The following is a 26,303-nucleotide window of genomic DNA, read 5'->3' on the forward strand; positions in this document are numbered from 1 at the left end:
ATTTCATCCAGTAATAGTATCCGATTGCCTCTCCCCGGTGTTCTTGCTCACGACATCCCCATACGTCACTGGCGGCGTGACCACCGCTTGCTGCAGCAAGCGGTAAAACAGCATCCCGCGTGAGCTGGATGTGCGCCGGTTGAAACGGAACACGAATTCATCGAGATAGGCATCCAGGTGGTCTGGCTGTACAGAGCCATGATGCGTTCCGAGCACCCAGCGCTGTACCAATGAGGCGACCCGGTGCACTCCCGCCATGGAGACATGGGCGGGTACGCCTGAGCCGAGCATGACGGTGCGCTGGTGGGTGTAACCCAGTTCTCCCAGAGCGCGGTATGCCGCCGAACCATCAGTGCGGACCTGGGCTCCGGGCTCGATCACCTCCTGCACGAAGGGAATGACGTGGCTGGCGGAGTCTCGGTCGATACGGCGTAACCGGATGCGCCCAAACCCCTTGGGCTCCACGATCTCCACCGCCATGACCATCAACACTTTGGTGGTGCTGCTCTTGCGCCCTGCAGGGGTGGCGGGACTCTTGCGATCCGTGATGGACAGGTACGTTTCATCCACCTCCACAAGCCCCTTGAGCTTGTCCCGGCCCGGGCGGACCATGGCACGTCGAAACCGGTGCAGCATGGTCCAGGCGGTCTGGTAGCTCCCCAAACCCAATACGCGCTGCAGCCCCAGGGCGCTCACGCCTTGTTTCTGATTGGTCAGGTACCAAGCTGCCGCCAGCCAGACACGCAGCGGTGTGCGCGTCTTGTCGAAGATGGTCCCAGAGGTCACTGTGCCTTGGTACTGGCATGAGCGGCACATCAGGCGGGTGCGGCTGGCGCGGTACACATCGCCAGCGTTGCCGCAACGCGGGCAGACGAAGCCTTGGGGCCAGCGCAGCTTCTCCAGGAACGCCTGGCAGGCCTCTTCGGTGGCAAACCAGTCAAGAAATTCGTTCCAGGTGCGAGGGTAGTCCTGTCCAGGAGTTGGCGTTAGCATCTGGGTTTCCATCCAGCAATTCTGACGTCACTGGAGCTAAATAGATACCCCTTATGAATATACAGTTTTTTCCAACAAAATTCGAGCGCCGAAAGATCCCACACGGAGCGCGGGAGGATAGAAAGATTGTTCTCAATACTGGAACAGTTAGTTTGCGACTGGGTGGTTTTTCCCTGAACACCATCGGCGTACAGTTCATCCCATCGATGAGCCGAACCCGCAAGGCGACTCACCGAACCCGGTTCAGGAACGGTTTCTGACCCGGCTTTTTTGAGACGCTTTTTAAGTTTTTTTAAGGATTTTCATCATGAACAAGACCGCCCGTTTCCTCTCCGTCGCCGCTGTTGCCGCTTTCGCCGCTTTTGGCGCCCATGCCGATGAAGCCGATGGCTCGCAATTTGCCCTGAAGTTCGACACCAACCGCACCCGCGCTGAAGTGGCTGCAGAAGCTGTTGTCGAAGCCCGCACCCACAACATGGAACCCGCAGGCTCGCGTGTGGTGACCTACCAATCCACCGCTGACCGCGCTGCCGTGCGTGCACAGGCTGCCGAAGCCGTGCGCACCGGCCAAATCCCTTCGGGCGAATTCAGCGCCATGTAATTTGGCAGACCAACTGCTTGGGTTGGATTGAAGCAGTTGCGGGACTTCCCATGGTGGTGGCACTTCGCGCGGTGCGGGTGCTGCAGCCATGGGGAGTGTTAACTGAACCGCAGGGGCGGGCAGGCAAAAAGGGCTCCCTTTGGGAGCCCTTTTTGTTGGTGCCTGCCGTGTAGCCGCGCCCCCCAAGGGCACCAGGCGCGCGCCCGCAACGTCGCTTACAGCGACGGGTCGATCAACACCTTGGCGCCGGTGTTGCGCGGGCCGTAGAACGCGATGGACTCGGCGCTCAGCGCCCCCGCCAGCGACACGGTGCGCGCGTAGTGGCTGGCGAACGTGGTCTTCAGCTCAGCCGCCACGCGCTGGCGCAACGCCTGGGTGGCCTCTTCGCCGATCTTCTGCAAGAACGGAAACAGCAGCCATCCACCCATGCCCCAGGCCATGCCAAAGGTGCGGTGCACTTCGGTCGGGCGCGTGTCCAGGTGGCCGTACAGGTACACCTGCTTGTGCACTGCCGAGCCGTAACGGCTGTATTCCTTGGCTTTGCGGTTGATGGCGGCCTCCATGCACTGCAGGATCTGCCCGGCCAGCGTGCCGCCGCCCGTGGCATCAAACGCGATGGTGGCGCCCGTGGTGGCCAGCGCATCGGTGAGCTCGGCCATGAAATTGGGCGCGCTGCTGTCACACACATACTGGGCGCCCAGCTCGCGCAGCAGCGCCGCCTGCTCGGGCTTGCGCACGATGTTGACCAGGCCGACACCGTCTTTCTGGCAAATCTTGAGCAGCATCTGGCCCAGGTTGCTGGCTGCCGCGGTGTGCACCAGCGCAGTGTGGCCCTCGCGCTTCATGGTCTCCACCATGCTCAGCGCCGTCAGCGGATTGACGAAGCACGATGCGCCTTCAGCCGCCGTGGTCCCGGGCGGCAGCGGCAGGCACTGCGACGCAGGCATGGCGCGGTATTGCGAATACATGGCGCCGCCAATCACCGCCACCGTGCGGCCCAGCAGCGCCTGCGCGGCAGGCGAGCTGCCTGCGGCCACCACCAGGCCCGCGCCCTCGTTGCCCACCGGCATGCTCTGGCCCAGGCGTGCCGCCATGCCCGGCATGGCGCGCTCAGGGATGCGGGCCGTGGCCACCGGCCGCTCGGCCGTGCCCGTGACCTGCACGGTGGACAAGTCGGCGGGGCCCAGCAGCAGGCCGATGTCCGACGGGTTGATGGGTGTGGCCTGCACCTGGATCAGCACTTCCTCGGGCCCTGGTGTGGGCACGGGGGTCGGCTCCAGGCTGATCTGCAAGGTGCCATCGGCTTGCACAAGCGAGCGCAACTGCAGCGCGGTGGTAGGGATGGAGGGGTTCATGGAGGACTCGCTGTGGGGTGATGAAAATGGGGCCGCGCGCATGGAGCGACGCGACGTGGAGGGAGGCTGCGGTGCCAGGAGGTCACAGCCTCCCCACCGGAACCCGCCATTTTTCATCAGGACGCTAGGTTTTGCTGTCCCCTCTGTTTTGCACCCCATACGAGGTCAGCTTGCTCACGCGTGTGCAGCCTGTCTCTCTTCCTCCATCTGAAACAGCATCGCCCTCGGCCATGCCAGCGCGCCAGGTCAGTAAGACCAGCAAAGCTGCCAACAGCAACAAAAAAGCGCTAACGAAAAATGTGATCTGGTAGCCGCCATGGTCAAACAGCAGGCCGCCCACCGTAGAGCCCAGGCCAATAGCCAGCTGGACCACCGCCACCATGAGGCCGCCCCCAGTTTCGGCATCGTCCGGCATGGAACGGGCCACCCATGTCCACCAGCCCACAGGCGCGGCCGTGGCTACCAGGCCCCACACGCCCAGCAAGGCCGTGACAGCGGTGAGCTGGTCACCCAGACTGACCAGTGCGATAGCAATGAGCGCCATCAAGGCGGGTGCCATGAACAGCGTCGTATAGAAACCTCTGGCCAGCGCCATGCCGACCAGCGCAGTGCCCACAAAGCCCGCCACCCCGATCACCAGCAGGATGAACGACACCGTGAACCCACCCACCTGCGTGACAGTTTCCAGAAATGGCCGCAGGTAGGTAAACAACACAAACTGCCCCATGAAAAAGCAGCCCACGGCCAGCATGCCCACAACGATCACCCGGCACCGCAGCAGCCTGACAACCGCACCACCAGAGCCCCCCGCGCGCTGCAGCCCGGCAGGCATGGGCGGCAGGCTCACCCACTGCCAGATGAAAGCCACCACCGCCACCGGCACCAGCCCCCAGAAGGCCCCACGCCACCCGACCACGGCACCCAGATAGCTGCCCAACGGCGCCGCCACCACCGTGGCCAGTGCGTTGCCACCATTGAAAATGGCCAAAGCCCGTGGCACGTGCTGCGCAGGCACCAGCCGCATGGCCGTGGCGGCAGACAACGACCAGAAGCCGCCCACCACCACCCCGATGAGCGCGCGACCAGCCATGTACACCGCGTAATTCGGCGCCAGAGCAATGACCGCGCCAGAGAGGCACATCAGCGCTGTGAGACCCAGCAACAAGATCTTGCGGTCCACTCGGCCTGACAACGCCGCAATGCTCAGGCTGGTGAGTACGGCGAAGGCGCCCGATATCGCAATGCCCTGCCCGGCCCAGCCTTCGCTGACCCCTAGGTCTGCGGCCATGGGGGTCAGCAGGCTGACGGGCATGAACTCCGATGCGATCAGCGCAAACACGCAGAGCGTCATCGCAAAGACACCGCTCCAGCGCGCAGGCTGCACCGCTGCACCCACCGCACCGTCAAAATCGCCCGACGGCGCAGCACATACCTGAGTGGTCATCGTTTATGCCAGGTGCTTGCCAAAGAACGCCGTCAGCTTGTCCCACGAGATCAGGTTCACGCGGTCATACAGATCCACGTGGCCCGCGCCGGGGACGATGTGCAGCTCTTTGGGCTCGGCAGCACGTTGGAAGGCGTCTTCGCTGAACTCCTTGGAGTGCGCCTGATCGCCCGTGATGAAAAGCATGGGGCGCGGAGAAATCGTCTCGATGTCATTGAACGGGTAGAAGTTCATGAACTTGACGTTGCTGGTCAGCGTGGGGTGGGTGGTGGTTTTGGCTGAGCCGCCCTTGGGCGTGACCTCGCCACGCGGGGTGCGGTAGAAGTCATAGAACTCCCGCTGAATGGGGTGTGTGTCTACCGTCAGCTCGTGCATCGTGCCACCGGTGTACTGGATGGCCCCGCCACTGAACTCCACGTAGCGCTGCTCGGCAGCGGCAGCAATGATCTGCTTGCGCTGCTCCACAGTCAGCGAGTGGTTCAGCGCATCACGGTTGGCAGCACCCATGTCGTACATGCTGACGGTGGCGATGGCCTTCATGCGCGGGTCGATCTTGGCAGCGCTGATTACAAAGCTGCCGCTGCCGCACACGCCAATGGCCCCAATGCGCTCGCGGTCCACCATCGCCTGCGTGCCCAGAAAATCCACCGCTGCGCTGAAAGCCTCGGCATAGATGTCTGGCGCCACCGCGTTGCGCGGCTGGCCCTCGCTCTCACCCCAGAAAGGCAGGTCCAGCGACAGCGCGACAAAACCCTGCTCTGCCATCTTGGTGGCATACAGGTTGGCGCTTTGTTCCTTGACTGCGCCCATGGGGTGGCCCACCAGAATGGCCGGGCTCTTTTTGCTGCGGTCCAGGCTCTTGGGCACAAACAGGTTGCCCGCCACCGCCATGCGGTACTGGTTCTTGAAGGTCACCTTGCGCACGGTCACCTTGTCGCTTCGGTAGAAATTGTCGGCACCGCTGACCTTGCCGGGCGCTGGCTGCGGCCCCGCTGTCATCGCACTGCTACTTGCAGGAGACAACCCGCCGATTGCTGCGGCACCAAAGCCCGCTCGGATGAGGAAACCGCGCCGGTCCGAGGTGGGCGGGTCCGTAACGGGGTCGGTGTTCAAGGCGTTGAGGGTGTTGTCCATGTTCGATGCTCCTGCGGATGGGGGAATTCGGCGCTAGTGCCGAGAGGGGGCGAAGACGGCGGCCGTTCAATCGCTGGCACGCTCAATGCGCACGGTGAAGGGCCCCGGCCGTTGCAGGGCTGCAAGGCCGCTGTCCACCTTGCCAAGGCGGACCAGGCCTCGGTCGTGAACAGTGCCGCTCAGATAGATCGCCAGGTTGCCCCACGGCGCGTAGTAAGCGATGTCACCGGTCACAGGGGTCATGCCCGTCGATGCGGCCGGGGTAGACAACTTGCGCGGCAGTGTGGCAATGCGCTCGATCTCCGCATAGTTCTGCAGCGTCAGCGACAACGGCAGTTGGGCCAAAAAATCGCGCGTGGCGGCGTTGTTATCCAGGATGGCGGTGGCAATGGCGCCGTCGGTATGCAGTTGAATTTTCATGGAGCCCTGCTGTGCAAAGGTGGTAGCTGGCGTCCCCGCAGCTGCCAGGGTGAATGCCACGGCGACACCCGTGAAGGCAAGGCGTTGGAAGGGGTGGGTGCTGATGCGTTTTGCCATGGCAAGAAGTTTGCCCAGCACTCGCCGCACTGACTAGATAATGAATGACGAATAGGTTTATAAGAATGGCTAACCAATCAACCCACAGAACCTGCCATGGCGCGACGCAACCTGAACGACTTGCTGGCCTTTGTCACCGTGGCGCGCGAGGGCAGCTTCACCCGGGCAGCAGCCACGCTGGGCGTCACGCAGTCCGCACTGAGCCAGACCATCCGTGGCCTCGAAGAGCGCCTTCAGATCCGGCTGCTCACACGCACCACGCGCAGCGTCTCGCCCACGCCAGCGGGCGAACGCCTGATGCACGCCATCGGCCACCGCTTTGACGAGATTGAGGCCGAATTGGATGCCCTGACCGCACTGCGCGACAAACCAGCAGGCACCGTGCGCATCACCTGCGGCGACCACGTCATGCACACCACGCTGCTGCCTAAGCTCATGCCGCTGCTGCACGACAACCCCGACATCACGCTGGAGTTCGACATGAACTACGGCTTTCGCGACATCGTGGCCGACCGTTTTGATGCTGGGGTGCGCCTGGGCAACACCATCGACAAGGACATGATTGCCATGCCCATCGGTCCGCCGCTGCGCATGGCCGTTGTGGCATCGCCCAGCTACTTTGCCGCCCATCCCATTCCCAAAACCCCGCACGACCTGACAGCGCACCGCTGCATCAACCAGCGCATGCCTACCTCGGGCGGCCTGTACGTGTGGGACTTTGCGCGCAAGGGCAAACAGGTCAACGTGCGGGTGGACGGCCCGCTGATCTTCAACACCGCCCCGCCCCAGGTCGATGCAGCGTTGGCCGGGCTGGGCATTGCGCTACTGCCCGAGGACGAGCTGGGCACCCACGTCGAAGACGGTCGCTTGGTGCGGGTGCTAGAAGACTGGTGCCCGTCGTTCGCGGGCTACCACCTGTACTACCCCAGCCGGCGCCAGCCATCACCCGCGTTCTCGCTGGTGCTGCAGGCGTTGCAGCTGCATTGAAAAGACTACTCGCAAGCCACGCGGGTGGCAAAAGGTCGCGAGGCTGCGGAAGCGAGAAATGGCTAGACGATGGCCTTTTGCGGCGCCTCGTCACCATGGACTGATTCAGCACTTGACTTAGAGTGCACTCCAACTTTCAGAATCGTTCCCATGGCATCCCTCCTCACCATTGCCGAAGTCGCCAAACGCACCGGCCTGACCGCACACACCCTGCGCTACTACGAGCGCGCCGGTTTGATTGCGCCGGTAGCCCGTGCACCTGGTGGCCAGCGCCGCTATGCGGCGTCGGACATGGAATGGATCGGATTCCTGCTGCGCCTGCGCGAGACCCAGATGCCCATCGGGCAAATGCAGGCCTTTGCGCGGCTGCGCAGCGAAGGGAACGCCACCGCCCCCGAGCGGCGCCAGTTGCTGGAACAGCACCTGGCGCAGGTGCTGGCAACGATCACCACGATGCAGCAAGCCGCACAGGCGCTGCAAGCCAAGATCGCGCACTACCATGGCCTGGAAGCTTCCCTTCGGTCCACCCCGTCGTCCACCCACCAAGGAAGCTCCCATGTCCCCCGAAACCCAACCCCGCTATCTCCAGGGCCTCGCCAAGCTGCGCGAAATCGACGGCCACGCGGGTGAGCGTGTCGTCGCCAGCCTGGCCGACATCGCCCCCGACTTTGCGCGCTACCTGATCGAGTTTCCGTTTGGCGACATCTATTCGCGCCCCGGACTCGATCTGCGCAGCCGCGAGATTGCAGTCATCGCCGCACTGACCGCGCTGGGCAACGCCACGCCACAGCTCAAGGTGCATTTGCAGGCGGCGCTGAATGTGGGCGTCACCCGGGAAGAGATCGTGGAGGTGCTGATGCAGATGGCGGTGTACGCAGGCTTTCCGGCCGCGCTCAACGGACTGGCCGCGGCACGCGAGGTGTTTGCAGTGGCCGACGCGCAACCAGAGACCGCTTGAAGCGCCCTGCCGCCCCGCCCTGTCCTGCCGGATGCGACTGCAGCGGGGCGACCGCCTATTTGGCGGCCCCCACCGGCATCGGCCGCACCAGCCGCACCGGCAGCTTGCTGGCCCGCGCGGCATCGCCGCGCGCCTCGCCGGTGGACAGGTTCACCGCCCAGCCGTTGATCATGGCCGCCTGCCGCGCACCATCACCGGCCCGGCTTTGGGCGATGTTGCCGTAGGTGTACTGGTTGACGCTGGGCGCGCTCACGTTGGCGGTGGACGTCCAGTGCCACTGGCCCGGCGCCGCAGGGAACAGGAGGGGGTTGAGGCCCGGGGGCGACAGCGCCTTGTCCACCAGCCGCTGCAGCTCTGTCGCACGGGGCAGACGCCAGCCCACACCCTCGGCCTTCCAGCGGTCAGAGGCCAGGGCCGTGGCCTCGGCACGGTCCAGCAGCAGGGGCTGGCCCGTGCAGGTTTTGCCGGTCCATTGCATGCCCTCCACACAGCGTGGCCAGGCCAGGCCGGCACGCTGGTCCAACACATAAGCGCCATCGGCGGACAGGGACCAATCGGCGGCCACCTGCGAATCGGCGGCCTGCGCAGGCCCGGCCAACAGGGCAACCAACAGCGGGGGGATGAGCGGCAACAATGTTTTCATGGGCAAAGCAGGGGCAATGAAAGCCAGGTACAGGTACAGGTCCGGGGGCAGAGAGGCATCACAGGATGCCTTGGCGACACCCTAACCCGGCAGCGGCCCGCGCGCCACCCATCAGGTCAAGAAACCCGCACGGCCCGCCGCTTGTCCGTGCGGCCACCCACGCCCACTCCTGCCAGCGTGCCTGACGCGGCCAATGCCTCGGCCAGGAACCCCACAAACGCCTGCACCCGCGTGGAGAACTGGTGCCGCTGCGGGTACACCGCATAGATGTCGGCCGCAGGCGTGTGGTACTGCGGCAGCACGGGCTCCAGCAGGCCCTGGGCCAGATGGCGGTTCACGTCCCACTCGGCGCGCATCACGATGCCATGGCCCTGCAGCGCCCACAGCACGGCGATCTCGCCGTCGTTGGTGGTGAGGTTGCCGGTGATCTTGATCGACTCGGTGTGCGCCTTGCTGCCACGCCCGGTGGTCAGGCGCCACAGGCCGTAGGCCTCGTCGCCCTGGCGGATGCCGATGCACTGGTGCTCCATCAGGTCGCGCGGGACGCGGGGCCTGCCGTGCTGCTCCAGGTAGGCGGGTGCGGCGCACAGCACACGCCGGTTGGGGGCCATGCGGCGGGCAACCACGCGGCCATCGGGCGGCTCGCCAAAACGCACGCACACGTCGTAAGCGTCGTCGGTGATCGGCGGCGGGTGCACCGACAGCTGCAGCTGCACATCCACCTCGGGGTACTGGCGCACAAAGTCCGAGATCACGGGCGCAATGTGCATGCGGCCAAAACCCAGCGTGGCATTCACGCGCAGCAGGCCCTTGGGGCTGGCCTTGGACTGCACGATGAGTTCATCCAGTGCGTCGATCTCGCGCAGGATGCGGCGCGCGCGCTCCAGCAGCAGTTCGCCCTCGGGCGTGAGGCTCATGCGCCGGGTGGTGCGGTTGATGAGCACCACACCCAGGCGCTTTTCCATCTGCGCCAGGTGTTTGCTCACGGCGGCGGTGGAGATACCCATTTCGCGCCCGGCGGCGCTCAGGCTGGGGCTGGCCGCCAGTGCCGAGAAGAAGCCCAGTTCTGCGGGCTGGATGGTGGAGCTCATCGCCGCATTATCAACTGCAGGTTAACGATGGATTCACTTGAGCGCCATTTTTACAACGAGCGGATGCCTACAGTCGCTCTCACTGTTTTTGTTCCACCCGCTTTTCGCGGCCCGACATCCCTGCAGGCCTTCCCCAACGCTTTCACACACCAAGACCAAAGACCTTCATGAAAACCTACCAAATCGCCACCATCCCCGGAGACGGCATCGGCAAGGAAGTGATTCCCGCCGGCCAGCGCGTGCTCGAAGCCCTGGCCGCCCGCCATGCAGGCCTGCAGTTCCAGTTCGAAAACTTCGGCTGGGGCGGCGACTGGTACCGCGCCCACGGTGTGATGATGCCGGCCGACGGGCTCGATGCGCTGCGCGGCAAGGACGCCATTCTGTTCGGCTCGGCGGGCGACCCGGACATCCCCGACCACATCACGCTGTGGGGCCTGCGCCTCAAGATCTGCCAAGGGTTTGATCAGTACGCCAACGTGCGGCCCACGCGCATCCTGCCGGGCATTGACGCGCCCCTGAAGCGCTGCACGCCCAAGGACCTGGACTGGGTCATCGTGCGCGAAAACTCCGAGGGCGAATACTCGGGCGTGGGCGGCCGCGTGCACCAGGGCCATCCGATCGAGGCGGCGACCGACGTGTCCATCATGACCCGCGTGGGGGTGGAACGCATCCTGCGCTACGCCTTCCGCCTGGCCCAATCCCGCCCCCGCAAGCTGCTCACCGTCATCACCAAGAGCAACGCCCAGCGCCATGCCATGGTGATGTGGGACGAGATTGCCGCGCAGGTGGCCACCGAGTTCCCCGACGTGAAGTGGGACAAGGAGCTGGTGGACGCCGCCACGGCCCGCATGGTCAACCGCCCCGCCACGCTCGACACCATCGTCGCCACCAACCTGCACGCCGACATCCTCAGCGACCTGGCCGCCGCGCTGGCGGGCAGCCTGGGCATTGCGCCCACCGGCAACATCGACCCCGAGCGCCGCTACCCCAGCATGTTCGAGCCCATCCACGGCTCGGCATTCGACATCATGGGCAAGGGCCTGGCCAACCCCATCGGTACCTTCTGGTCGGTGGTGATGCTGCTGGAGCACCTGGGCGAGGCCGACGCCGCCCGCGCCGTGATGCAGGCCATCGAACAAGTCACCGCCAACCCCGCCCTGCACACCCGCGATCTGGGCGGCCCGGCCACCACGGCGCAGGTGACCGACGCCGTGTGCGCGCTGATCAGCGGTAAGCCGCTGCAAAAGGCCGCCTGAGCCACGTGGCTCCCACGCACTGCGCCCTGCCCCGCCACCCGATGACCGCACACATCGACACCCAGGCCCGCCACTGGCTGCGCAGCATGTTCGATGCCGCCGTGGCCTCGGCCCAGCCCGCCGTATGCCTGCCGCCGCATCTGCCTGCCCCGCCGCGGGGCCGCACGGTGGTGATCGGTGCGGGCAAGGCATCGGCGCAGATGGCGCAGGTGCTGGAGGCCCACTGGCCCGCGCCGCTGTCTGGCGTGGTGGTCACACGCTACGGGCATGCTGCCGCCTGCGAGCACATCCGCGTGCTGGAGGCTGCCCACCCCGTGCCCGATGCGGCGGGCCTGGCTGCCGCCCAGCAGATGCTGGCCGCAGTGGCGGGCCTCACAGCAGACGACCTGGTGATTGGCCTGTGGTCGGGCGGCGGCTCGGCGCTGCTGCCCTTGCCGCTGCCGGGCATCACGCTGGCCGACAAGCAGGCGCTCAACCAGGCCCTGCTGCGCAGCGGCGCCAGCATCGGCGAGATGAACTGTGTGCGGCGCCACCTCTCGGCCATCAAGGGCGGGCGGCTGGCCCTGGCCTGCAGCCCCGCCCGCGTGGTCAACCTGGTGATGTCCGACGTGCCCGGCGACGACCCGCTGGACGTGGCGTCTGGCCCCACCGTGGCCGACCCGACCAGCCGTGCACAGGCGCTGGCCATCTTGCAGCGCTACCGCATTGCGCTGCCACCCGCCGTGCTGGCCGCACTGGACACTGCCGCCAGCGAAAGCATCAAGCCCGGCGACACCCGGCTGGGCCCCATCACCACCCACGTCATTGCAACACCCGACCTGGCCCTGCAGGCAGCCGCCCAGGTGGCGCGCCAGGCGGGCATCGAGCCCACGCTGCTCGGCGATGCACTGGAGGGCGAAGCCCGCGACATGGGCGCCGTGCTGGCCGGTGTCGCCCGCTATGCCGCCAAGGCCCCGTCACCACGGCACCGCGTGCTGCTGAGTGGCGGCGAGAGCACTGTCACCCTGCGCACACCGGCACCAGGGCAACCCATGCCAACCCCGGGGCGCGGCGGGCGCAATGTGGAATGCCTGCTGTCCCTGGCCCTGTCGCTCAAGGGCTTGCCCGGCGTGTACGCATTGGCCGGAGACACCGATGGAATCGATGGCCTGGAGCCCGTGGCAGGCGCCATTGCCACGCCCGACACGCTGGAGCGCGCCGCCGCGCTGGGCCAACACGCCACCGCGGCGCTGGACGCACACGACGCCCACTCCTTTTTTGGCGCGCTGGGCGACGCCGTGGTCACCGGGCCCACGGGCACCAACGTCAACGACTTCCGCGCGATCCTGATCGCAGCCACGGGCTGACGCCATGCACCGACGTCCCTAGCCCAGCAACCACAAGAAACACAACCCAACGGAGACAACCATGCCACGCATTGCAACCCCCCACCAGCCACCGTCAACGCCGCCCACAACGCCCTCCACACGCCGGCACCACCTGCTGGCGCTGGCCGCCCTGGCTGGCGCTGCCTGTGCCCTGCCCAGCGCACCGGCGCACGCGCAGGCCTGGCCGGCCAAGCCCGTCACCATCGTTGTGCCCTTTGCGGCCGGCGGCACTACCGATGTGCTGGCACGCGCGCTGGGCGAAAAACTGGGCACAGCCCTGGGCCAGCCCGTGATCGTGGAAAACCGGGGCGGCGCGGGCGCCACCATCGGGGCCGACTACGTAGCCAAGGCCCCTGCCGACGGCTACACGCTGCTGATGGGCGCGGTGCACCACACCATTGCAACGAGCGTGTACAAAAAGCTCAACTACGACTTTCAAAAGAGTTTTGCACCCATCACCACCGTGGCGCTGGTGCCCAACGTGCTGGCTGTGAGTGCGGCCACGCCCGCCAAGGACGTGAAGGAGCTGGTGGCGCTGATCAAGGCCACGCCCAACAAGTTCTCCTACGGCTCCAACGGTGCGGGTACGGCACAGCACCTGATCGGCACGCAGTTCGCCACCTCCATCGGCCAGCCCCTGCTGCATGTGCCCTACAAGGGCAGCGGCCCGCTCACGACCGACCTGCTGGGCGGGCAGGTGTCGATGTCGTTCGACACCGTCACCCCTGTGCTACCGCACATCAAGGCGGGCAAGCTGCGCGCCCTGGCGGTGACCACGGCCAAGCGCTCGTCCACCCTGCCCGACGTGCCCACACTGCAAGAAAGCGGCTTTGCGGGCTTTGACATCGGCACCTGGTTTGGTGTGCTGGCCCCCGCCCGCACGCCCGCCGATGTGGTGGCGCGGCTGAACACCGAAATGGTCAAGGTCATCCAGTCGCCGGACTTTCAAAAGCGCATGCACGACATTGGCGCCGAACCCATCGGCAACACCCCCGCGCAGATGGCCGAACAGATTGCGGCCGACACCGCACGTTTTGCCAAGCTGGTGGCCGACAACAAGATCACCACTGACTGACCCGGTGGAAAAGAGCGGCTGCAAAGAGTTGTCGCACAGGGTGGCTGGCGAGGTGAATGGTCAAGGTGGGTTGGTATAAACCTGCGATGACCGACACCGCCGCCCCCATTGCCAACACCGCACCCGCAGCCCTCGTCCGCGCACTGGAAGAACGCGCCTTCAACGCCTGGCCCGCGCACCAGACGGTGTTTCACCGGGGCTGGGTGTTCCGGCTGTCGGGCGGGTACACCAAGCGTGCCAACTCGGTCAACGCGCTGGTGCCCGGCGCGCCGTTCGACGGAGTGCGCGAGGCGGCGGCGGCGCTGTATGCGCGGCATGGCTTGCCCGCCGTGTTCCGCATCTCCCCTCTGGCCCCGGCCGAGGCCGACCAGGAGCTGGCAGACGCGGGCTACCAGCATTTCGACCCCTCGCTGGTCCTGCACCGGCCGCTGGCGCCGGGCGCGGTGCCTCGGCCCGATGGCAGCACCTTGGTCAGCACTTCGCCATCGCCCGCGTGGCTGGAAGGTTTTGCGGCGGCCAACGGCGTGGCGCCGCACCACCGCAACCTGCACCGCAGCATCCTCGACGCCATCGCCCACCCGGTGGGCTATGCGCTGCAACACGACGCCCAGGGCCACGCCGTGGGCTTTGGCCTGGCGGTGCTGGAACGCGGCGCCGTGGGCCTGTACGACCTGGCCGTGGCGCCTGAGCACCGGGGCGGCGGACGCGGGCGCGCGCTGGTGCAGGCGCTGCTGCACTGGGGCATGGAGGCCGGTGCAACCAGCGCCTACCTGCAGGTGCGGGCGCAGAACACGCCTGCGCTGCGGCTGTATGAATCGATGGGGTTCAAGACGGCCTACGGCTACCACTACCGGGTGCCGGGCTGAGATTGGCTTCTGCACCTCTCCCAGAGGGTGCGAGAGAGCCAGGACCAGCGCAGAGCCCCCCGCAGAGGCCCACGCAGTGCCTCCCCGCATGGGTGTGAAGCCAAACAGGCCGCAAGCGCTAGTGGATCATGCGCCAGCAGCTATTGATTCAATAGCAAACCATTCACCACTCAACGCACCACTCACCGGTGGCTCAGCTTGCGCACCGCCCAGTCGCCCAGGCTTTGCACGGCCTGCACAAAGAAGATCAGCACCAGCACCACGGCCAGCATGATCTCGGGCAGAAAGCGCTGGTAGCCGTAGCGGATGCCCAGGTCGCCCAGGCCGCCGCCGCCAATGGCACCGGCCATGGCCGAGTAGCCGGTCAGGCTCACGAACGTGATGGTCAGGCCCGCCACGATGCCGGGCAGAGCCTCGGGCAGCAGCACCTTCCACACGATCTGGCTGGTGGTGGCGCCCATGGCCTGCGCGGCTTCGACCAGGCCGTGGTCCACCTCGCGCAGCGCGGCCTCGACCAGGCGGGCCACAAACGGGGCAGCGGCAATGGTCAGTGGCACCACGGCGGCGGCCGTGCCGATGGACGAGCCGGTGATGAGCCGCGTGAACGGGATGATGGCCACCAGCAGGATGATGAAGGGCGTGGACCGCACGGCGTTGACCAGCCAGCCCACCAGCTTGTTGACCGGGCCGTTCTCCAGCACCCCGCCGTCATCGGTCAGGCGCAGGAACACGCCCAGAGGCACCCCCAGCAAGCCGCCCACCAGGCCGGAGATGCCGACCATGATGAGCGTCTCCCACAGCGACGAAGCAAACAGATCCAGCATGGCTGGCGTGAAGTTGTTGAACATGATGTGTGCTCCCTCTTAACCGGCCACGGCCACTTCTTCGACCTCGACCTCGCCCGCGCGCAGGTGCGCCACGGCGCCCCGCACGCTCTCGGCCTCGCCACTGGCGTACACGGCCAGCGAGCCAAAGGTCTCGTCCTGGATCTCATCCACCTGCCCGTGCAGGATGCTCATGTCCACGCCAAACTGGCGGATCAGCTGCGACAGGATGGGCTGGTAGGCGCTGTCCCCGGCGTACGACAGGCGCAGCAGCTGGCCAGTTCGTCCTGCGCTCAGCTGGCCTGCCAGCTTGCGCACATGGTCCAGCACGCTGGCGGGCAGCTCTTGCGGCAGGATCTCGTCGATCAGGCTCTTGGTGATGGCCTGCTGCGGGCGGGTGAACACGTCCAGTACCCGGCCCTGCTCCACGATGCGGCCCGCTTCGATCACGGCCACGCGGTCGGCCACCTGCTTGATGACCTGCATCTGGTGGGTGATCAGCACCACCGTCAGGCCCAGCTCGCGGTTGACCTGGCGCAGCAGGTCGAGGATGGAGCGCGTGGTTTCCGGGTCCAGCGCCGAGGTGGCTTCGTCGCTCAGCAGCACCTTGGGGCGGCTGGCCAGCGCACGCGCAATGCCCACACGCTGCTTTTGCCCGCCGCTGATCTGCGCCGGGTAGCGGTCGGCCAGGTGGGCCAGACCTACCAGCTCCAGCAGCGGGTTCACACGCTCGCGGATGGCGGCCTTGTCCATGCCCGCCAGCTCCAGCGGCAGCGCGGCGTTGTCAAACACGGTGCGCGACGACAGCAGGTTGAAGTGCTGGAAGACCATGCCGATCTCGCGGCGCGCCTCGCGCAGCTGTGCGTCGTTCAGTTGGGTCAGGTCCTGCCCGCTCACGATGACCTGACCCTTGGTGGGCCGGTTGAGCAGGTTGATCACCCGCACCAGCGAGCTTTTGCCCGCGCCGCTCTTGCCGATGATGCCGAACACTTCGCCCGGCTGGATGGTGAGGTCGATGCCCTTGAGCGCCTCGACCGGGCCTTGTGAGCCCTGGTAGGTTTGGGTGATACCCCGTAGTTCGATCATGAAACACAAAGGGCCGCCACACGCCGGGCGGCGCGGGTTCGGCCCCAAAAGACACAAAGATCAGGGAATGTACTATTGCGCCATAAAGAATCAAACTATCAAAAAATAAAGTAATAAGACATCAAAGTTATTTGCACGGTGCGGCCGACTCCAGACTACGCTCCCGCGGGCACCGCCACCCGGCCATTCACCTTGCGCGACACCAGCGCGCCCAGCACCAGCACCCCCAGTGCCGCCACCGAGAACACGGGCGCGATCCAGCCCCGGTCCACACTGGCCGCCACCAGCAGCACACCCAGCGATTGCCCCAGGAACAGCAGGCACGCAAACAGCGTGACCGCCGTGCCCCGGGCCTCGGGCGCCATCTGCGTGGCCTGCACCTGCAGCGTGTTGTGCAGCATGTAAAACCCCACCCCGGCAAAGAAGCAGCCCAGCACCCCCCAGGCCGCCACCGGCCCCCAGGCCAGCAGCAACAGCCCGGCAGCGATCAGCGAGGCGCCCATCAGCGCCAGGCCCCGCTCACCCAGCAGCGCCAGCCAGCGGCGCGCCAGCAGGCTGTAGATGAGCCCGCCCACGCCATACAGCACCATCACCCCGCCGGCCGCCGAGGCCGACAGCCCAAACCCGTCCACCATGCGTGCGGGCACAAAAGCCAGCGTGCCAAAGGCCAGAGCGCCCTCCACCGCCACCACGGTCAGCACCCAGCGCACCCGGGGCATGCGCAGCAGCGCGGCCGTGTTGGCCAAGTACGCTGACAGCGAAAAAGCGGGCGGCACCGCACCGTCAGCCGCAGGTGCCGGGGTGCTGGCCGCCATGGCGCGGGCTTGCCGCCACAGCAGGCTCGCGGCGGTCAAAAACAGCAGCGACAGCACCACAAACGCAGCCCGCCAGCCCAGCGCCTCGACCGCAAAGCCGCCAAACCACTGCCCGGCCATCATCCCCGACACCGTGGCCACCATCAGCTGCGCCAGGGTCTCCTGCCGCTGCTCGTACGGCACGTTGTCGCCAATCCATGCCATCGACAGCGGGATGATGCCTGCCGCCGACGCCCCCATGGCAGCCCGCGCCGCCACCAGCACCGGCAGCGTGGGCGCCAGCGCCGTCACGCCACTGAAGAGCGCACAGGCAAACGTGGCGCCAATCACCACCCGCACCTTGCCCAGCCGGTCGCCCAGGGGGCCATAGAACAACTGCAGCACGCCATAAGACACGGCAAACGCCGCAATGACGGCCGACGCATCGCCCGTGGTGACAGAAAACTCGCGTGCCAGGGACACCAGCATCGGGTCGCAGACACGCATGGAAGCCATGCTGCAAAAGGCTGCCAGGCTGATCACCCGCAGCATCGTCGAAGAAGAGGTCATATGACCCGATTGTGGTGCGGCCGGCGCAAGGTCGCTGGCGCGGGGTGGCATGCACCCCGGTGGCTCAAGGTCAGGGAGGGGCGCGTTGGGCACACCAGCGCGTTCCGTTGAAGCTTGCAGAACCACATCCAGCGCATCAACCCGCCCAACGCCCACCGGGACGGACGAGCTGCAAACGGTGAATGCCGAACGGCGAAAGGTCGGGAGCAGCCGTCCTCAGCCCTTGCCCACATTGAAACTGGTGTCGAACGTGCCCCGCACATCCAGCCGCTGCTTGATGAGGCCTGCCGCCAGATAAAAGTCGGCCGTCTTCTGCTGGTCGGCCAGCACCTGGGCGTCGATGTCCTGCCAGCGGGTGGCGCGGCGCTCAAACTGCAGCTGCGCCGCATCGGCCGGAATGCCCACGATGCGCGCCAGCGACTGGCCAAACGGCTTGGCGTTCTGGTACGACCACACCTGCGCACGCGCCACGCGCTCCTTGAAGTCCGCCAGCGCAGCACGCTTTTCTGCCAGGGCCGCATCGGTGGCCGCCAGAAAGCTCAGGCCCGACCACAGGCCCCGGCCGCTGACCAGCACGCGCGCATGGCCGCTGGTCTCGGCCAGCGCGGTGTAGGGCTCCCAGGTGGCCCAGGCATCGACCGAGCCCTGCGTCAGCGCCAGCTTGGCGTCTGGCGGCGGGATGAAGCGCAGCTGCACATCGTCGGCCTTGAGGCCTGCCGACTCCAGCGCCTTGAGGGTGACCAGATGGCCGATGGAGCCCCGGTTGGTGGCAATGCTCTTGCCCTTGAGGTCGGCCGCCGTCTTGAGCGGCGAGTGGGGCGCCACCAGCACGGCCGTGCCGTAGGCATCTGAGCGGCTGGCCGCAAACGCCTTGACCCGGCTGCCCGCCGCCAGCGTAAAAAGCAGCGGCGCATCGCCAATGGGGCCAAAGTCCACCGCGTTGGCGTTGAGCGCCTCGGCCAGTGGCGCAGCCGCCGGGAACTCGCTCCACTTGATGTCGTAGGGCAGGTTTTTGAGCTCGCCCGCTGCGTCCAGCAGCGCCTGCAGCCCACCCTTCTGGTCGCCCGCACGCAGCAGCACGCGCGAAGAGGTTTGGGCATGGGTGAGGACGGGCGACAGGAATGAACTGGCAGCGACCGAGGCGGTCAGCAGATGGTGGAATTGGCGGCGCAGCATGGTGTGGTCAATGAAGGCAAGGTTGATTCGGCATTCATTGCATCACCCACCCCACGCGGCGCCAACGAAGGCTTGCAAGCATCCATATGCGGTTTTCGCATGCGCGCGCGGGGTGTGGGTGGGGGTGGCCCGCTGGCCTGCGGCGCTCAGTAGCCGCGCTCCCTGTCCACCACGTCGTGCAGCGGCAGCCCGGCCACAAAGCGCTGCAGGTTGCCCACAAACTTGCGCGCCGTCACCTCCGCAGCCCCTTGTGCGGCCCACGACACATGCGGCGTGATGCGCACACGCGGGTGGTGGTACAGAGGGTGGCTGTCGGGCAGAGGCTCGGGGTCGGTCACATCCAGCGTGGCGCCCGACAGGCGGCCCGCATCCAGCGCCTGCAGCAGTGCCTGCTGGTCCACCAGGGCGCCGCGCGCAATGTTCACCAGGTGCAGCCCCGGCCGCGCATGGGCCAGCGTGGCCGCGTTGATGAGGTGGTAGGTCTGGGCGGTGATGGGCAGGGCCAGCACCAGGTGGTCAGACGCCGCCAGCAGTTGCTCGATGGAGCCCACCGCCTGCACGCCTTCATCGCCTTCACCCCCTCCATCCACCGGCGCACCCCCACGCCGCAGCGCCACCACCTGCATGCCCAGCGCCTGTGCACGCACGGCCACCGCGCGGCCAATGGCGCCATAGCCCGCAATGCCCAGCGTGCGGCCCTGCAAGGTGCCGGGCAGGTGCTGGTCCACCCGCGCAAAGGTCTCACGCCATGGGTCGGCCCCTTGCACGCGCAGTGTGTCCCAGTGGCGCTGGTGTGCCAGCAGCGCCGTGATCACATATTCGGCAATGGGCACAGCCGCCACACCGCGTGAACATGTCACCAGCGGCACCTGCAGCAACCAAGGCGGAAAGAAATCGATGCCCGCCGACGCCACATGCACCCACTGCAGGCGCCCCGGCCAGCCCGCCGGGGGCTGCGCGGGCGCATTGCGCCAGCCATTGCGCGGGCCGGTGAACAGCACATCGGCATCAGCGGCGCGCTCCCACGCAGGCGCAGCGGCATCGTCGGCCAGGGCCACGGGCAAGCCCGCAGCGGCCACCAGGGCATCGGCCTCGGCACCGGTCTGGTTCAACACCACCAGGGGGCGGGGGGCCAGCACGGCATTCATGGCGTATCCGTTCTCATCGTCTCAGCCCAGGCCCAGCGCGCGGCGGCCTGCGGCAATGTGTGCGCTGTCCTCCTGCGGGGTGTGCACACGGCCACACAGCACATCGCGCAGGTGGCGCTCCAGCGGGTTTTTGCGTGCCAGGCCGTGGTTGCTGGACAGCTGCAGCGCCGCCTGCACCACCTCGATGGCGTTCTGCGTGGCCACGGTTTTTACCAGGCCGCTGTCCACCGCCGGCACCAGGGTGCCGGTGTCCAGGTCATGCGCCACGCTGGCGATCAGCCGGTCGTTGGTGAGCAGCAGGGCCTCGATGCGGCCCACGGCCTCCTGGGCGCGCGGCAGGCTGGACAGGGGTGCACCCAGGTTGGCGGGCGTGCGCTCGCGCAGAAAGCGCACCACCCAGTCGCGCGCTGCGCGGGCCACGCCGGTGTACAGCGCGCCCAGCATCACCGTCATCTCGGCCTGCATGGCGGGCTCGCCACGGGCCCAGTCCTGCGGCAGGCGCACATCGAGCGCGTGGTCGTGGGGAGTCAGCACGTCCTGCAGGATCACATCGTGGCTGCCACTGGCGCGCAGGCCCAGGTGGTCCCAGGTGGCGTCGATGCGGATGCCGGGCGAACCGGCCCGCACCAGGAACGAGCCCACGCGTGGCACCTCTTCATCGGTGCGGGCCCACACCACATACCAGCGCAGGATGGGCGCGCCGGTCGAATACACCTTGTGCCCGCTGATGCGCCAGCCCTCGGATGTGTGCCGTGCCACTGTGGCAGGCAGGCCGCCGCGTGCGGGCGAGCCCAGCTCGGGCTCCACGCGCAGCGCGTTGATGAGCGACACCTCGTTGTGCGACTCGTGCACCAGCTGCCGGGCCAGCGCCTGCGGCCAGGGGGAGCCGGGCCGCCCCATGCCGCGCTGCTGGATGTACTGCATGGTCAGCACCAGCGCCGTGGCCGGGCAGCCCTGACCCACCGCGCCAATCACCTCACCCAGTTGCGCGGCCGACGCGCCCTGCCCGCCCAGCGTGCGCGGCGCGGCCAGCGCCAGCAGGCCGGCCTGCTGCAGGTCGGCAAAGTTCTGGTGCGGAAAACTCCCGTCCCGGTCGTGCGCCACGGCGCGCTCGGCAAACTCCACCGCCAGCGTGCGCGCCACCTGCCCCCAGGTCAGCGGCGCGTTCATTGCAGCACCTCGGGCTGCTGCCGCACAAGGATGTCGAACAAGCTCCTGAAGGCAAACTGCGCGCCGCCGGGCCCGCCGATCTGTGCATGCGTGTGCTGCGCGATCTCATGGCGAATGGGTCGGGGCGTGCCCGCCGCCTCGGCCAGCAGCTGGGCCTGGCAGGCGTTCTCCAGAGCGATGTACCACCACGCCGCCGCCTCCACCGACGGCCCCGCCGTCAGGATGCCGTGGTTCTGCAGGATCACCGCCTTCTGCGCCCCCAGCGCCTTGCCAATGCGAAAGCCCTCGTCCGTCTCCAGCACCACCCCCGTGAAATCGTCGAACAGCGCGTGGTCTTCATAGAAGATGCACGAGTCCTGAGTCAGCGGGTCGAGCTTGCGGCCCAGCGCAGACCACGCCTTGCCGTATGTGGAATGGGTGTGGGCCGCAGCAATGATGTCGGGCCGCGTCTCGTGCAACGCCGCGTGGATGGCAAACGCCGCGCGGTTCAGCGGGCCCTGGCCGATGACGATCTCGCCTGCCGCGTTCACCAGCAACAGGTCGGACACCTTGATCTGCGAAAAATGCACGCCCAGCGGGTTCACCCAGAAGTGGTCCGTCCACTCCGGGTCGCGCGCAGTGATGTGGCCTGCCAGCCCGTAGTCAAACCCCTGCTGTGCAAACAGCCGAAAGGCCACGGCCAGGTTCTCCTGCCGGTAGCGGCGCTCGGCCTGCACCGTGGGGCGCGGGCTGGGCGCATCAAACCAGTCCTTGCGCTGCGGCGTGGGGTTGCGGGCGAGGTCGGTGGCGGGCAGGGGCTTGAGGACGGCAGACATGGGTGGCGGCTTTCCAGATCGGTGAGGTGGACGAAAGAGAAACGAACCCGCCCACCATAGGAGCGCCCCCGCCCCGCGCCAACGAAGAAATCCGCGTGACCACATGCGGTTTTCGCATGCACCACGGTGGGTGCTGCGTTTGCCGCATATCGATGCTACGCAATGGTCTTTGCGCTGCCGCCGGGCTTGTTGGAACCTTGTGGCTCGACACACCGATCCACACACCAGCCTGCCATGCCCCATACCCCTTCTTCACTGAACCGCCGCCATCTCCTCCAAACCGGCCTGGGCGCCGCCGCATGGGCGGCCACAGCGGGTGTGCCCGCAATGGCGGCATCGCCCGGCACGCCCGACCTGTCCAAGGTCACGCTGCGCATTGGCACCTACAAGGGCCTGTGGCGCGCGCTGATCGCCGCATCGGGCCAGGGCAACACGCCCTACCGCATCGAATGGCGCGAGCTGAACAACGGCGTGCTGCACATCGAGGCCCTGAACGGCGACGCGCTGGACCTGGGCTCGGGCAGCGAGATCCCTGCCTTGTTTGCCGCCCGGCAAAAGGCGCAGGTGCGCTTCATTGCCGTGGTGCGCGAAGACCTGAACAACCAGGTCACCCTGGCCCGCAAGGATGCGCCCATCCAGCGCATTGCCGACCTGAAAGGCAAACGCGTGGGCTATGTGCGCGCCACCACCTCGCATTACTACCTGAGCAAGCAGCTGGCCGAAGCGGGCTTGTCGTTTGCCGACATCACGGCCATCAACCTCACCCCGGCCGATGGGCTGTCGGCCTTTGACCGGGGCGACCTCGACGCCTGGGCCATCTACGGCTACAACGGCCAGCTGGCACGGCTGCGCTACGGCGCCCGCGTGATCAAGACCGGCGTGGGCTACCTGTCGGGCAACTTTCCCATCTATGCCAACCCGCGCGCGGTGGACGACCCCGCGCGCCACGCCGCCATCAGCGACTACCTGCTGCAACTGCGCCGCGCTTACCAGTGGGCCAACGGCAACTACCTGGACTACGCCCGGGCCCAGTCAGCCGAAACCCGCGTGCCCGTGGGCGACCTGATCGAGCTGTGGAACAGCCGCAGCACCGACTACGACCTGCGCCCCGTGGACGACGCCGTGGTGCAAGGCCACCAGGCGGTGGCCGACACCTTTTTGCAACTGGGCGTGCTCGACGGCCCCGCGCAAGTGGCGCCCCTGTGGGACCGCAGCTTCAAAAACGTGTTGCGCCCCTTCGCGATCGACAAGGCGGCCTGACATGCACAACACCCCCCGCCGCCGAGCCACACCCCGTGCCACTTTTTGCGTGGCGGGGAGCACCGCTTGCGCTTACCATGCGCCCCTGATTTCCATCAAGGAGCACCCTCCCATGAGCATGAACAAGCGCAACTTCGTCGCCGCCGGCATGGGCCTGGCAGGCCTGTGGACCGCCACAGGCAGCAGCCACGCCGCCACGCCGGCCAAGGCCCCCAGCGGCCCCACGCTGCTCACCATCAGCGGCGCCATCACCCAGTCCAACCGCGGCGCGCTGGACACCACCATCGACCAGATGATGGGCAAACACGGCATCCAGTTTGACAAGGCCTTCGCGCTGGACGCCGCCGCCCTGGCGCGCATGCCCGCCGTCACCATCAAGCCCACGCTCGAATACGACAGCAAGCCCCACACGCTCAAGGGCCCCCTGCTCACCACCGTGCTGGCCGCCGCCGGTGTGGCCGCTGGCAGCCCCGTGCAACTGGGCCTGCGCGCGGTGGACGGCTACAACGTCAACATCAGCATGGCCGACGCCCAGGCCTACCGCATGATCGTCGCCACCCACATCGACGGCCAGCCCATGGCCCTGGGCGGCCTGGGCCCGCAGTGGGCCGTGTACGACGCCGACGTGCTGCCCGCCTTCAAGGACAAGCCCGTGAAGGAGCGCTTTGGCCTGTGCCCCTGGGGGCTGTACCACATTGAGGTGAAGAAGACCTGAGCCAGTGCAGGCCCAACGCCGCGGAGCGGTTGAGCGCCAGCGCGGTACAAACCGCCTCCCAACAAAAAGAGCGACCCCAGGGTCGCTCTTTTTTTGATAGCTGCCAGCGTATGATCCACTAACGCTACAGCCATACTTCACCCTAAATCAGCCCCGGCGGCGCCCCATGCGCACCGCCAGCGCCGCCAGCGACCCCGCCGTGGCCAAGCCCACCACCCCCAGCCAGCCCCACTGCGCCAGCGCCAGGCTGCCCAGCGCCGCCCCGGCCGACATGCCGATGAACATGCCGGTGAACAGCAGCGCATTGAGCCGGCTGCGCGCCGCAGGGTCGATGCCGTACACGATGGTCTGGTGCGCCACCAGCGTGGCCTGCACGCCAAAGTCAAAGCCGATGGCACTGACCACAATCAATCCCAGCTGGGCCTGCGCAGGCAGCAGCGGTGCCAGCGCCATCACCGCAAACGACGCAGCCGCCAGCCCGGCGCCGTAGCGCGTCACCACCTCGGGCCCGCGCTTGTCGGCCAGGCGCCCGGCCAGCGGCGCAGCCAGTGCACCCGCCGCCCCGGCCAGGCCAAACGCACCTGCCGCCGCCGTGCCCAGGTTGAACTGGCTGTGCAGCATCACCGCCAGCGTGGACCAGAACGCGCTGAAGCCCACGGCCAGCAGCCCCTGCGCCCAGGCTGCGCGGCGCAGCGCTGCGTGCTGGCGCCACAGCGCCACCATGGAGCCGATCAGCGCGCCATAGCCCATCTGCGTGGTGGGCGCAAAGCGCGGCAGCCCGCGCCACACCGCCACCGTCAGCAGCGCAATGGCCACCGCCGCCGCCACATACACCGTGCGCCAGCCCCACTGCTGCGCCACAAATCCGCTGACCACGCGCGACAGCAAGATGCCCAGCAGCAGCCCCGTCATCACCGTGCCCACCATGCGCCCGCGCTGTGAGGCCGGGGCCAGCGTGGCGGCGGCGGGCACCACGTCTTGCGCCACCGTGGCGGCCAGGCCCACGGCCAGGCTGGCCGCCAGCAGCGCGCCCATGCCGGGCGCCAGGCCACTCAGCAGCAGCGCCAGCATCAGCGCGATGGACTTGATGACGATGATGCGGCGCCGGTCATACCGGTCGCCCAGCGGCGCCAGCAGCAAGATGCCCAGCGCATAGCCCAGCTGCGTGAGCGTGGGCACCAGGCCCACCACGCGGCTGTCGGCCTGCATATCGGGCCCCAGCACGCCCAGCATGGGCTGGCTGTAGTACAGCGACGCCACGCTCAGCCCCGCCGTGGTCGCCAGCAGCAATAAGAGCGGCGCACTCACCGCCCCCTCCGCAGGTGGCGCCACCGGGGCCAGCCCCGCTGCACCGCTTGCATGCACATTTTGAATGGAAGACATCACAACACCATCGGTTAAAAAGGAATGGTGCGATTGTTCTAGCCCGCCGCCGTGCTGGGTAGTAGGCTGAATTGCAGATTCGTTATACGCTTGGCGTATGACCAGCACCCAGCCAGCCTTGCAACCCGGCGCCGACCGCATCGAGCTGATGCAGACCTTTGTCCGCATCGTCGAGGCCGGCAGCCTGTCTGCTGCCGCCCAGCAGCTGGGCACCAGCCAGCCCACCGTGAGCCGCCGCCTGCAGGCGCTGGAGCGCAGCCTGGGCATCAAGCTGCTGCAGCGATCCACCCATGTGATGAAGCTGACGGAAGACGGCGACCGCTGCTTTGCCCACGCCAAGGCCCTACTGGAAGACTGGCGCGCCATGGAGGACGACCTGCGCGGCACGGCCGACACCCCGCGCGGCACCCTGCGCGTGCTGGCGCCGCACGCCTTTGGGCAAGACCAGTTCATCGCCCCGCTGATGGCCTACCTGCGCCGCTACCCCGAGGTGGATGTGGAATGGATGCTGCACGACCGCCGCCCCAACTTCATCGCAGAAGGCATTGACTGCGCCATCCAGGTCGGCGCGGTGGACGACCCCAGCGTGGTCGCGGTGCGCCTGGCCGAGGTGCCTCGCATCGTGCTGGCCGCCCCCGCCCTCATGGCCGGGCGCCCTACGCCCCAACACGCCCAAGACCTGCAACCCCTGCCCTGGCTGGCCTTGAGCACCTTCTACCGCCGCGAGGTCACGCTGACCCAAGAGCCCGGCGGCGAGGCCCACACGTTTGGCATCACACCCCGCCTGGCCACCGACAGCCTGTACGCCCTGCGCAGTGCCGCCCTGGCGGGGCTGGGGGCATGCATTTCATCGGCATGGATCGTGGACAACGATGTGCGGCAAGGGAAGCTGCTGCACCTGGTGCCCAACTGGCACGCGGCGCCGCTGCCGGTGTACTTGGTGTACCCGTATGCGCGGTTTTATCCGGCGCGGCTGCGCTTGTTTTTGGAGGCGATGCGGGGGGCGATGCCGGGGTTGGTGGGGATGCGGGCGGTGGGGTGAGGTTTGGGCCTAG

26 protein-coding genes are annotated in these 26,303 nt (G+C 67.1%); 11 read left to right on the forward strand and 15 right to left on the reverse strand.

Translation table 11 applies throughout. The annotated features are described in order from the left end of the window. Positions 1–3: 3 nt before the first annotated feature. The gene (locus tag N4G42_RS15240; protein ID WP_260667768.1) at positions 4–1,005 is read right to left on the reverse strand and encodes an IS1595 family transposase; all 1,002 of its coding nucleotides are present in this window, start codon (positions 1,003–1,005) and stop codon (positions 4–6) included. Between the two features lie 295 nt (positions 1,006–1,300). Here N4G42_RS15240 and N4G42_RS15245 point away from each other — a divergent pair, with 295 nt between their 5' ends. Then, the gene (locus N4G42_RS15245) at positions 1,301–1,594 is read left to right on the forward strand and encodes a DUF4148 domain-containing protein (protein ID WP_260667769.1); all 294 of its coding nucleotides are present in this window, start codon (positions 1,301–1,303) and stop codon (positions 1,592–1,594) included. Between the two features lie 215 nt (positions 1,595–1,809). Here the strand turns inward: N4G42_RS15245 and N4G42_RS15250 are convergent, their stop codons facing one another. From N4G42_RS15250 to N4G42_RS15265, 4 genes are all read right to left on the reverse strand, one after another. Further along, a complete protein-coding gene (locus tag N4G42_RS15250; RefSeq protein WP_260667770.1) occupies positions 1,810–2,949 on the reverse strand; it encodes a zinc-binding dehydrogenase in 1,140 nt (379 codons plus the stop codon). Between the two features lie 124 nt (positions 2,950–3,073). Then, on the reverse strand, positions 3,074–4,393 hold the full coding sequence (locus N4G42_RS15255) for an MFS transporter (protein WP_409557834.1): 1,320 nt from the start codon (positions 4,391–4,393) through the stop codon (positions 3,074–3,076). Between the two features lie 3 nt (positions 4,394–4,396). Next, complete coding sequence (locus tag N4G42_RS15260; RefSeq protein WP_409557836.1) at positions 4,397–5,392, reverse strand: alpha/beta hydrolase; 996 nt, start codon at positions 5,390–5,392, stop codon at positions 4,397–4,399. Positions 5,393–5,593: 201 nt separating this feature from the next. After that, on the reverse strand, positions 5,594–5,947 hold the full coding sequence (locus N4G42_RS15265) for a cyclophilin-like fold protein (RefSeq protein WP_165836557.1): 354 nt from the start codon (positions 5,945–5,947) through the stop codon (positions 5,594–5,596). Positions 5,948–6,160: 213 nt separating this feature from the next. Here N4G42_RS15265 and N4G42_RS15270 point away from each other — a divergent pair, with 213 nt between their 5' ends. The 3 genes from N4G42_RS15270 (at position 6,161) to N4G42_RS15280 (ending at position 8,009) form a co-directional block, all read left to right on the forward strand. Further along, complete coding sequence (locus N4G42_RS15270) at positions 6,161–7,051, forward strand: LysR family transcriptional regulator (protein ID WP_260667772.1); 891 nt, start codon at positions 6,161–6,163, stop codon at positions 7,049–7,051. Positions 7,052–7,201: 150 nt separating this feature from the next. Further along, a complete protein-coding gene (locus N4G42_RS15275; RefSeq protein ID WP_260667773.1) occupies positions 7,202–7,681 on the forward strand; it encodes a MerR family transcriptional regulator in 480 nt (159 codons plus the stop codon). Continuing rightward, positions 7,608–8,009: a carboxymuconolactone decarboxylase family protein gene (locus N4G42_RS15280; protein WP_260667774.1), complete on the forward strand. Its 402-nt coding sequence runs from the start codon at positions 7,608–7,610 to the stop codon at positions 8,007–8,009. The genes N4G42_RS15275 and N4G42_RS15280 overlap by 74 nt, the downstream gene beginning before the upstream one ends. A 55-nt stretch (positions 8,010–8,064) precedes the next feature. Here the strand turns inward: N4G42_RS15280 and N4G42_RS15285 are convergent, their stop codons facing one another. Both N4G42_RS15285 and N4G42_RS15290 read right to left on the reverse strand, forming a co-directional pair. Beyond that, positions 8,065–8,652 carry a DUF1566 domain-containing protein gene (locus N4G42_RS15285; protein WP_121944071.1) on the reverse strand — a complete coding sequence of 196 codons (588 nt, stop codon included), beginning with the start codon at positions 8,650–8,652 and terminating at the stop codon, positions 8,065–8,067. A 116-nt stretch (positions 8,653–8,768) separates the two neighbouring features. After that, positions 8,769–9,743 (reverse strand): LysR substrate-binding domain-containing protein, encoded by a 975-nt coding sequence (locus N4G42_RS15290; RefSeq protein WP_260667775.1) that lies wholly within the window; start codon positions 9,741–9,743, stop codon positions 8,769–8,771. A 167-nt stretch (positions 9,744–9,910) separates the two neighbouring features. Here N4G42_RS15290 and N4G42_RS15295 point away from each other — a divergent pair, with 167 nt between their 5' ends. From N4G42_RS15295 to N4G42_RS15310, 4 genes are all read left to right on the forward strand, one after another. Further along, positions 9,911–10,999: a tartrate dehydrogenase gene (locus N4G42_RS15295; protein WP_260667776.1), complete on the forward strand. Its 1,089-nt coding sequence runs from the start codon at positions 9,911–9,913 to the stop codon at positions 10,997–10,999. Positions 11,000–11,040: 41 nt separating this feature from the next. Then, positions 11,041–12,345, forward strand: a complete 1,305-nt coding sequence (locus tag N4G42_RS15300) for a glycerate kinase (RefSeq protein WP_260667777.1) — start codon at positions 11,041–11,043, stop codon at positions 12,343–12,345. 61 nt (positions 12,346–12,406) lie between these two features. Further along, entirely contained in the window at positions 12,407–13,441 is a 1,035-nt protein-coding gene (locus tag N4G42_RS15305; protein ID WP_260667779.1) for a tripartite tricarboxylate transporter substrate binding protein, read from the forward strand. Between the two features lie 86 nt (positions 13,442–13,527). Beyond that, the gene (locus N4G42_RS15310) at positions 13,528–14,307 is read left to right on the forward strand and encodes an N-acetyltransferase (protein WP_260667780.1); all 780 of its coding nucleotides are present in this window, start codon (positions 13,528–13,530) and stop codon (positions 14,305–14,307) included. A gap of 182 nt (positions 14,308–14,489) precedes the next feature. Here the strand turns inward: N4G42_RS15310 and N4G42_RS15315 are convergent, their stop codons facing one another. From N4G42_RS15315 to N4G42_RS15345, 7 genes are all read right to left on the reverse strand, one after another. Next, complete coding sequence (locus tag N4G42_RS15315) at positions 14,490–15,155, reverse strand: methionine ABC transporter permease (protein ID WP_056067588.1); 666 nt, start codon at positions 15,153–15,155, stop codon at positions 14,490–14,492. 15 nt (positions 15,156–15,170) lie between these two features. Next, entirely contained in the window at positions 15,171–16,217 is a 1,047-nt protein-coding gene (locus N4G42_RS15320) for a methionine ABC transporter ATP-binding protein (protein ID WP_260667782.1), read from the reverse strand. Positions 16,218–16,372: 155 nt separating this feature from the next. Then, entirely contained in the window at positions 16,373–17,581 is a 1,209-nt protein-coding gene (locus tag N4G42_RS15325) for an MFS transporter (protein ID WP_260667783.1), read from the reverse strand. A 216-nt stretch (positions 17,582–17,797) separates the two neighbouring features. Next, a complete protein-coding gene (locus tag N4G42_RS15330) occupies positions 17,798–18,757 on the reverse strand; it encodes an ABC transporter substrate-binding protein (RefSeq protein WP_260667784.1) in 960 nt (319 codons plus the stop codon). Positions 18,758–18,903: 146 nt separating this feature from the next. Then, entirely contained in the window at positions 18,904–19,905 is a 1,002-nt protein-coding gene (locus N4G42_RS15335) for an NAD(P)-dependent oxidoreductase (protein ID WP_260667785.1), read from the reverse strand. A gap of 21 nt (positions 19,906–19,926) precedes the next feature. Further along, positions 19,927–21,075, reverse strand: coding sequence for an acyl-CoA dehydrogenase family protein (locus N4G42_RS15340; RefSeq protein ID WP_260667786.1), 1,149 nt, complete (start codon positions 21,073–21,075; stop codon positions 19,927–19,929). Then, the gene (locus N4G42_RS15345; protein WP_260667787.1) at positions 21,072–21,890 is read right to left on the reverse strand and encodes a class II aldolase/adducin family protein; all 819 of its coding nucleotides are present in this window, start codon (positions 21,888–21,890) and stop codon (positions 21,072–21,074) included. The genes N4G42_RS15340 and N4G42_RS15345 overlap by 4 nt, the downstream gene beginning before the upstream one ends. A 234-nt stretch (positions 21,891–22,124) precedes the next feature. On the opposite strand from N4G42_RS15345, the gene N4G42_RS15350 reads away from it, so the two are divergent. Further along, positions 22,125–23,150, forward strand: a complete 1,026-nt coding sequence (locus N4G42_RS15350; protein WP_260667788.1) for an ABC transporter substrate-binding protein — start codon at positions 22,125–22,127, stop codon at positions 23,148–23,150. Between the two features lie 118 nt (positions 23,151–23,268). Beyond that, a complete protein-coding gene (locus tag N4G42_RS15355) occupies positions 23,269–23,865 on the forward strand; it encodes a molybdopterin-dependent oxidoreductase (RefSeq protein ID WP_260667799.1) in 597 nt (198 codons plus the stop codon). A gap of 147 nt (positions 23,866–24,012) precedes the next feature. On the opposite strand, the gene N4G42_RS15360 is transcribed toward N4G42_RS15355, so the two are convergent. Beyond that, a complete protein-coding gene (locus tag N4G42_RS15360) occupies positions 24,013–25,248 on the reverse strand; it encodes an MFS transporter (RefSeq protein WP_260667789.1) in 1,236 nt (411 codons plus the stop codon). Positions 25,249–25,345: 97 nt separating this feature from the next. Here N4G42_RS15360 and N4G42_RS15365 point away from each other — a divergent pair, with 97 nt between their 5' ends. Beyond that, positions 25,346–26,290: a LysR family transcriptional regulator gene (locus tag N4G42_RS15365; RefSeq protein WP_260667791.1), complete on the forward strand. Its 945-nt coding sequence runs from the start codon at positions 25,346–25,348 to the stop codon at positions 26,288–26,290. Positions 26,291–26,303: the final 13 nt, after the last annotated feature.

Source organism: Acidovorax sp. K2F (assembly GCF_025246485.1).
Lineage (GTDB): Bacteria > Pseudomonadota > Gammaproteobacteria > Burkholderiales > Burkholderiaceae_C > Acidovorax > Acidovorax delafieldii.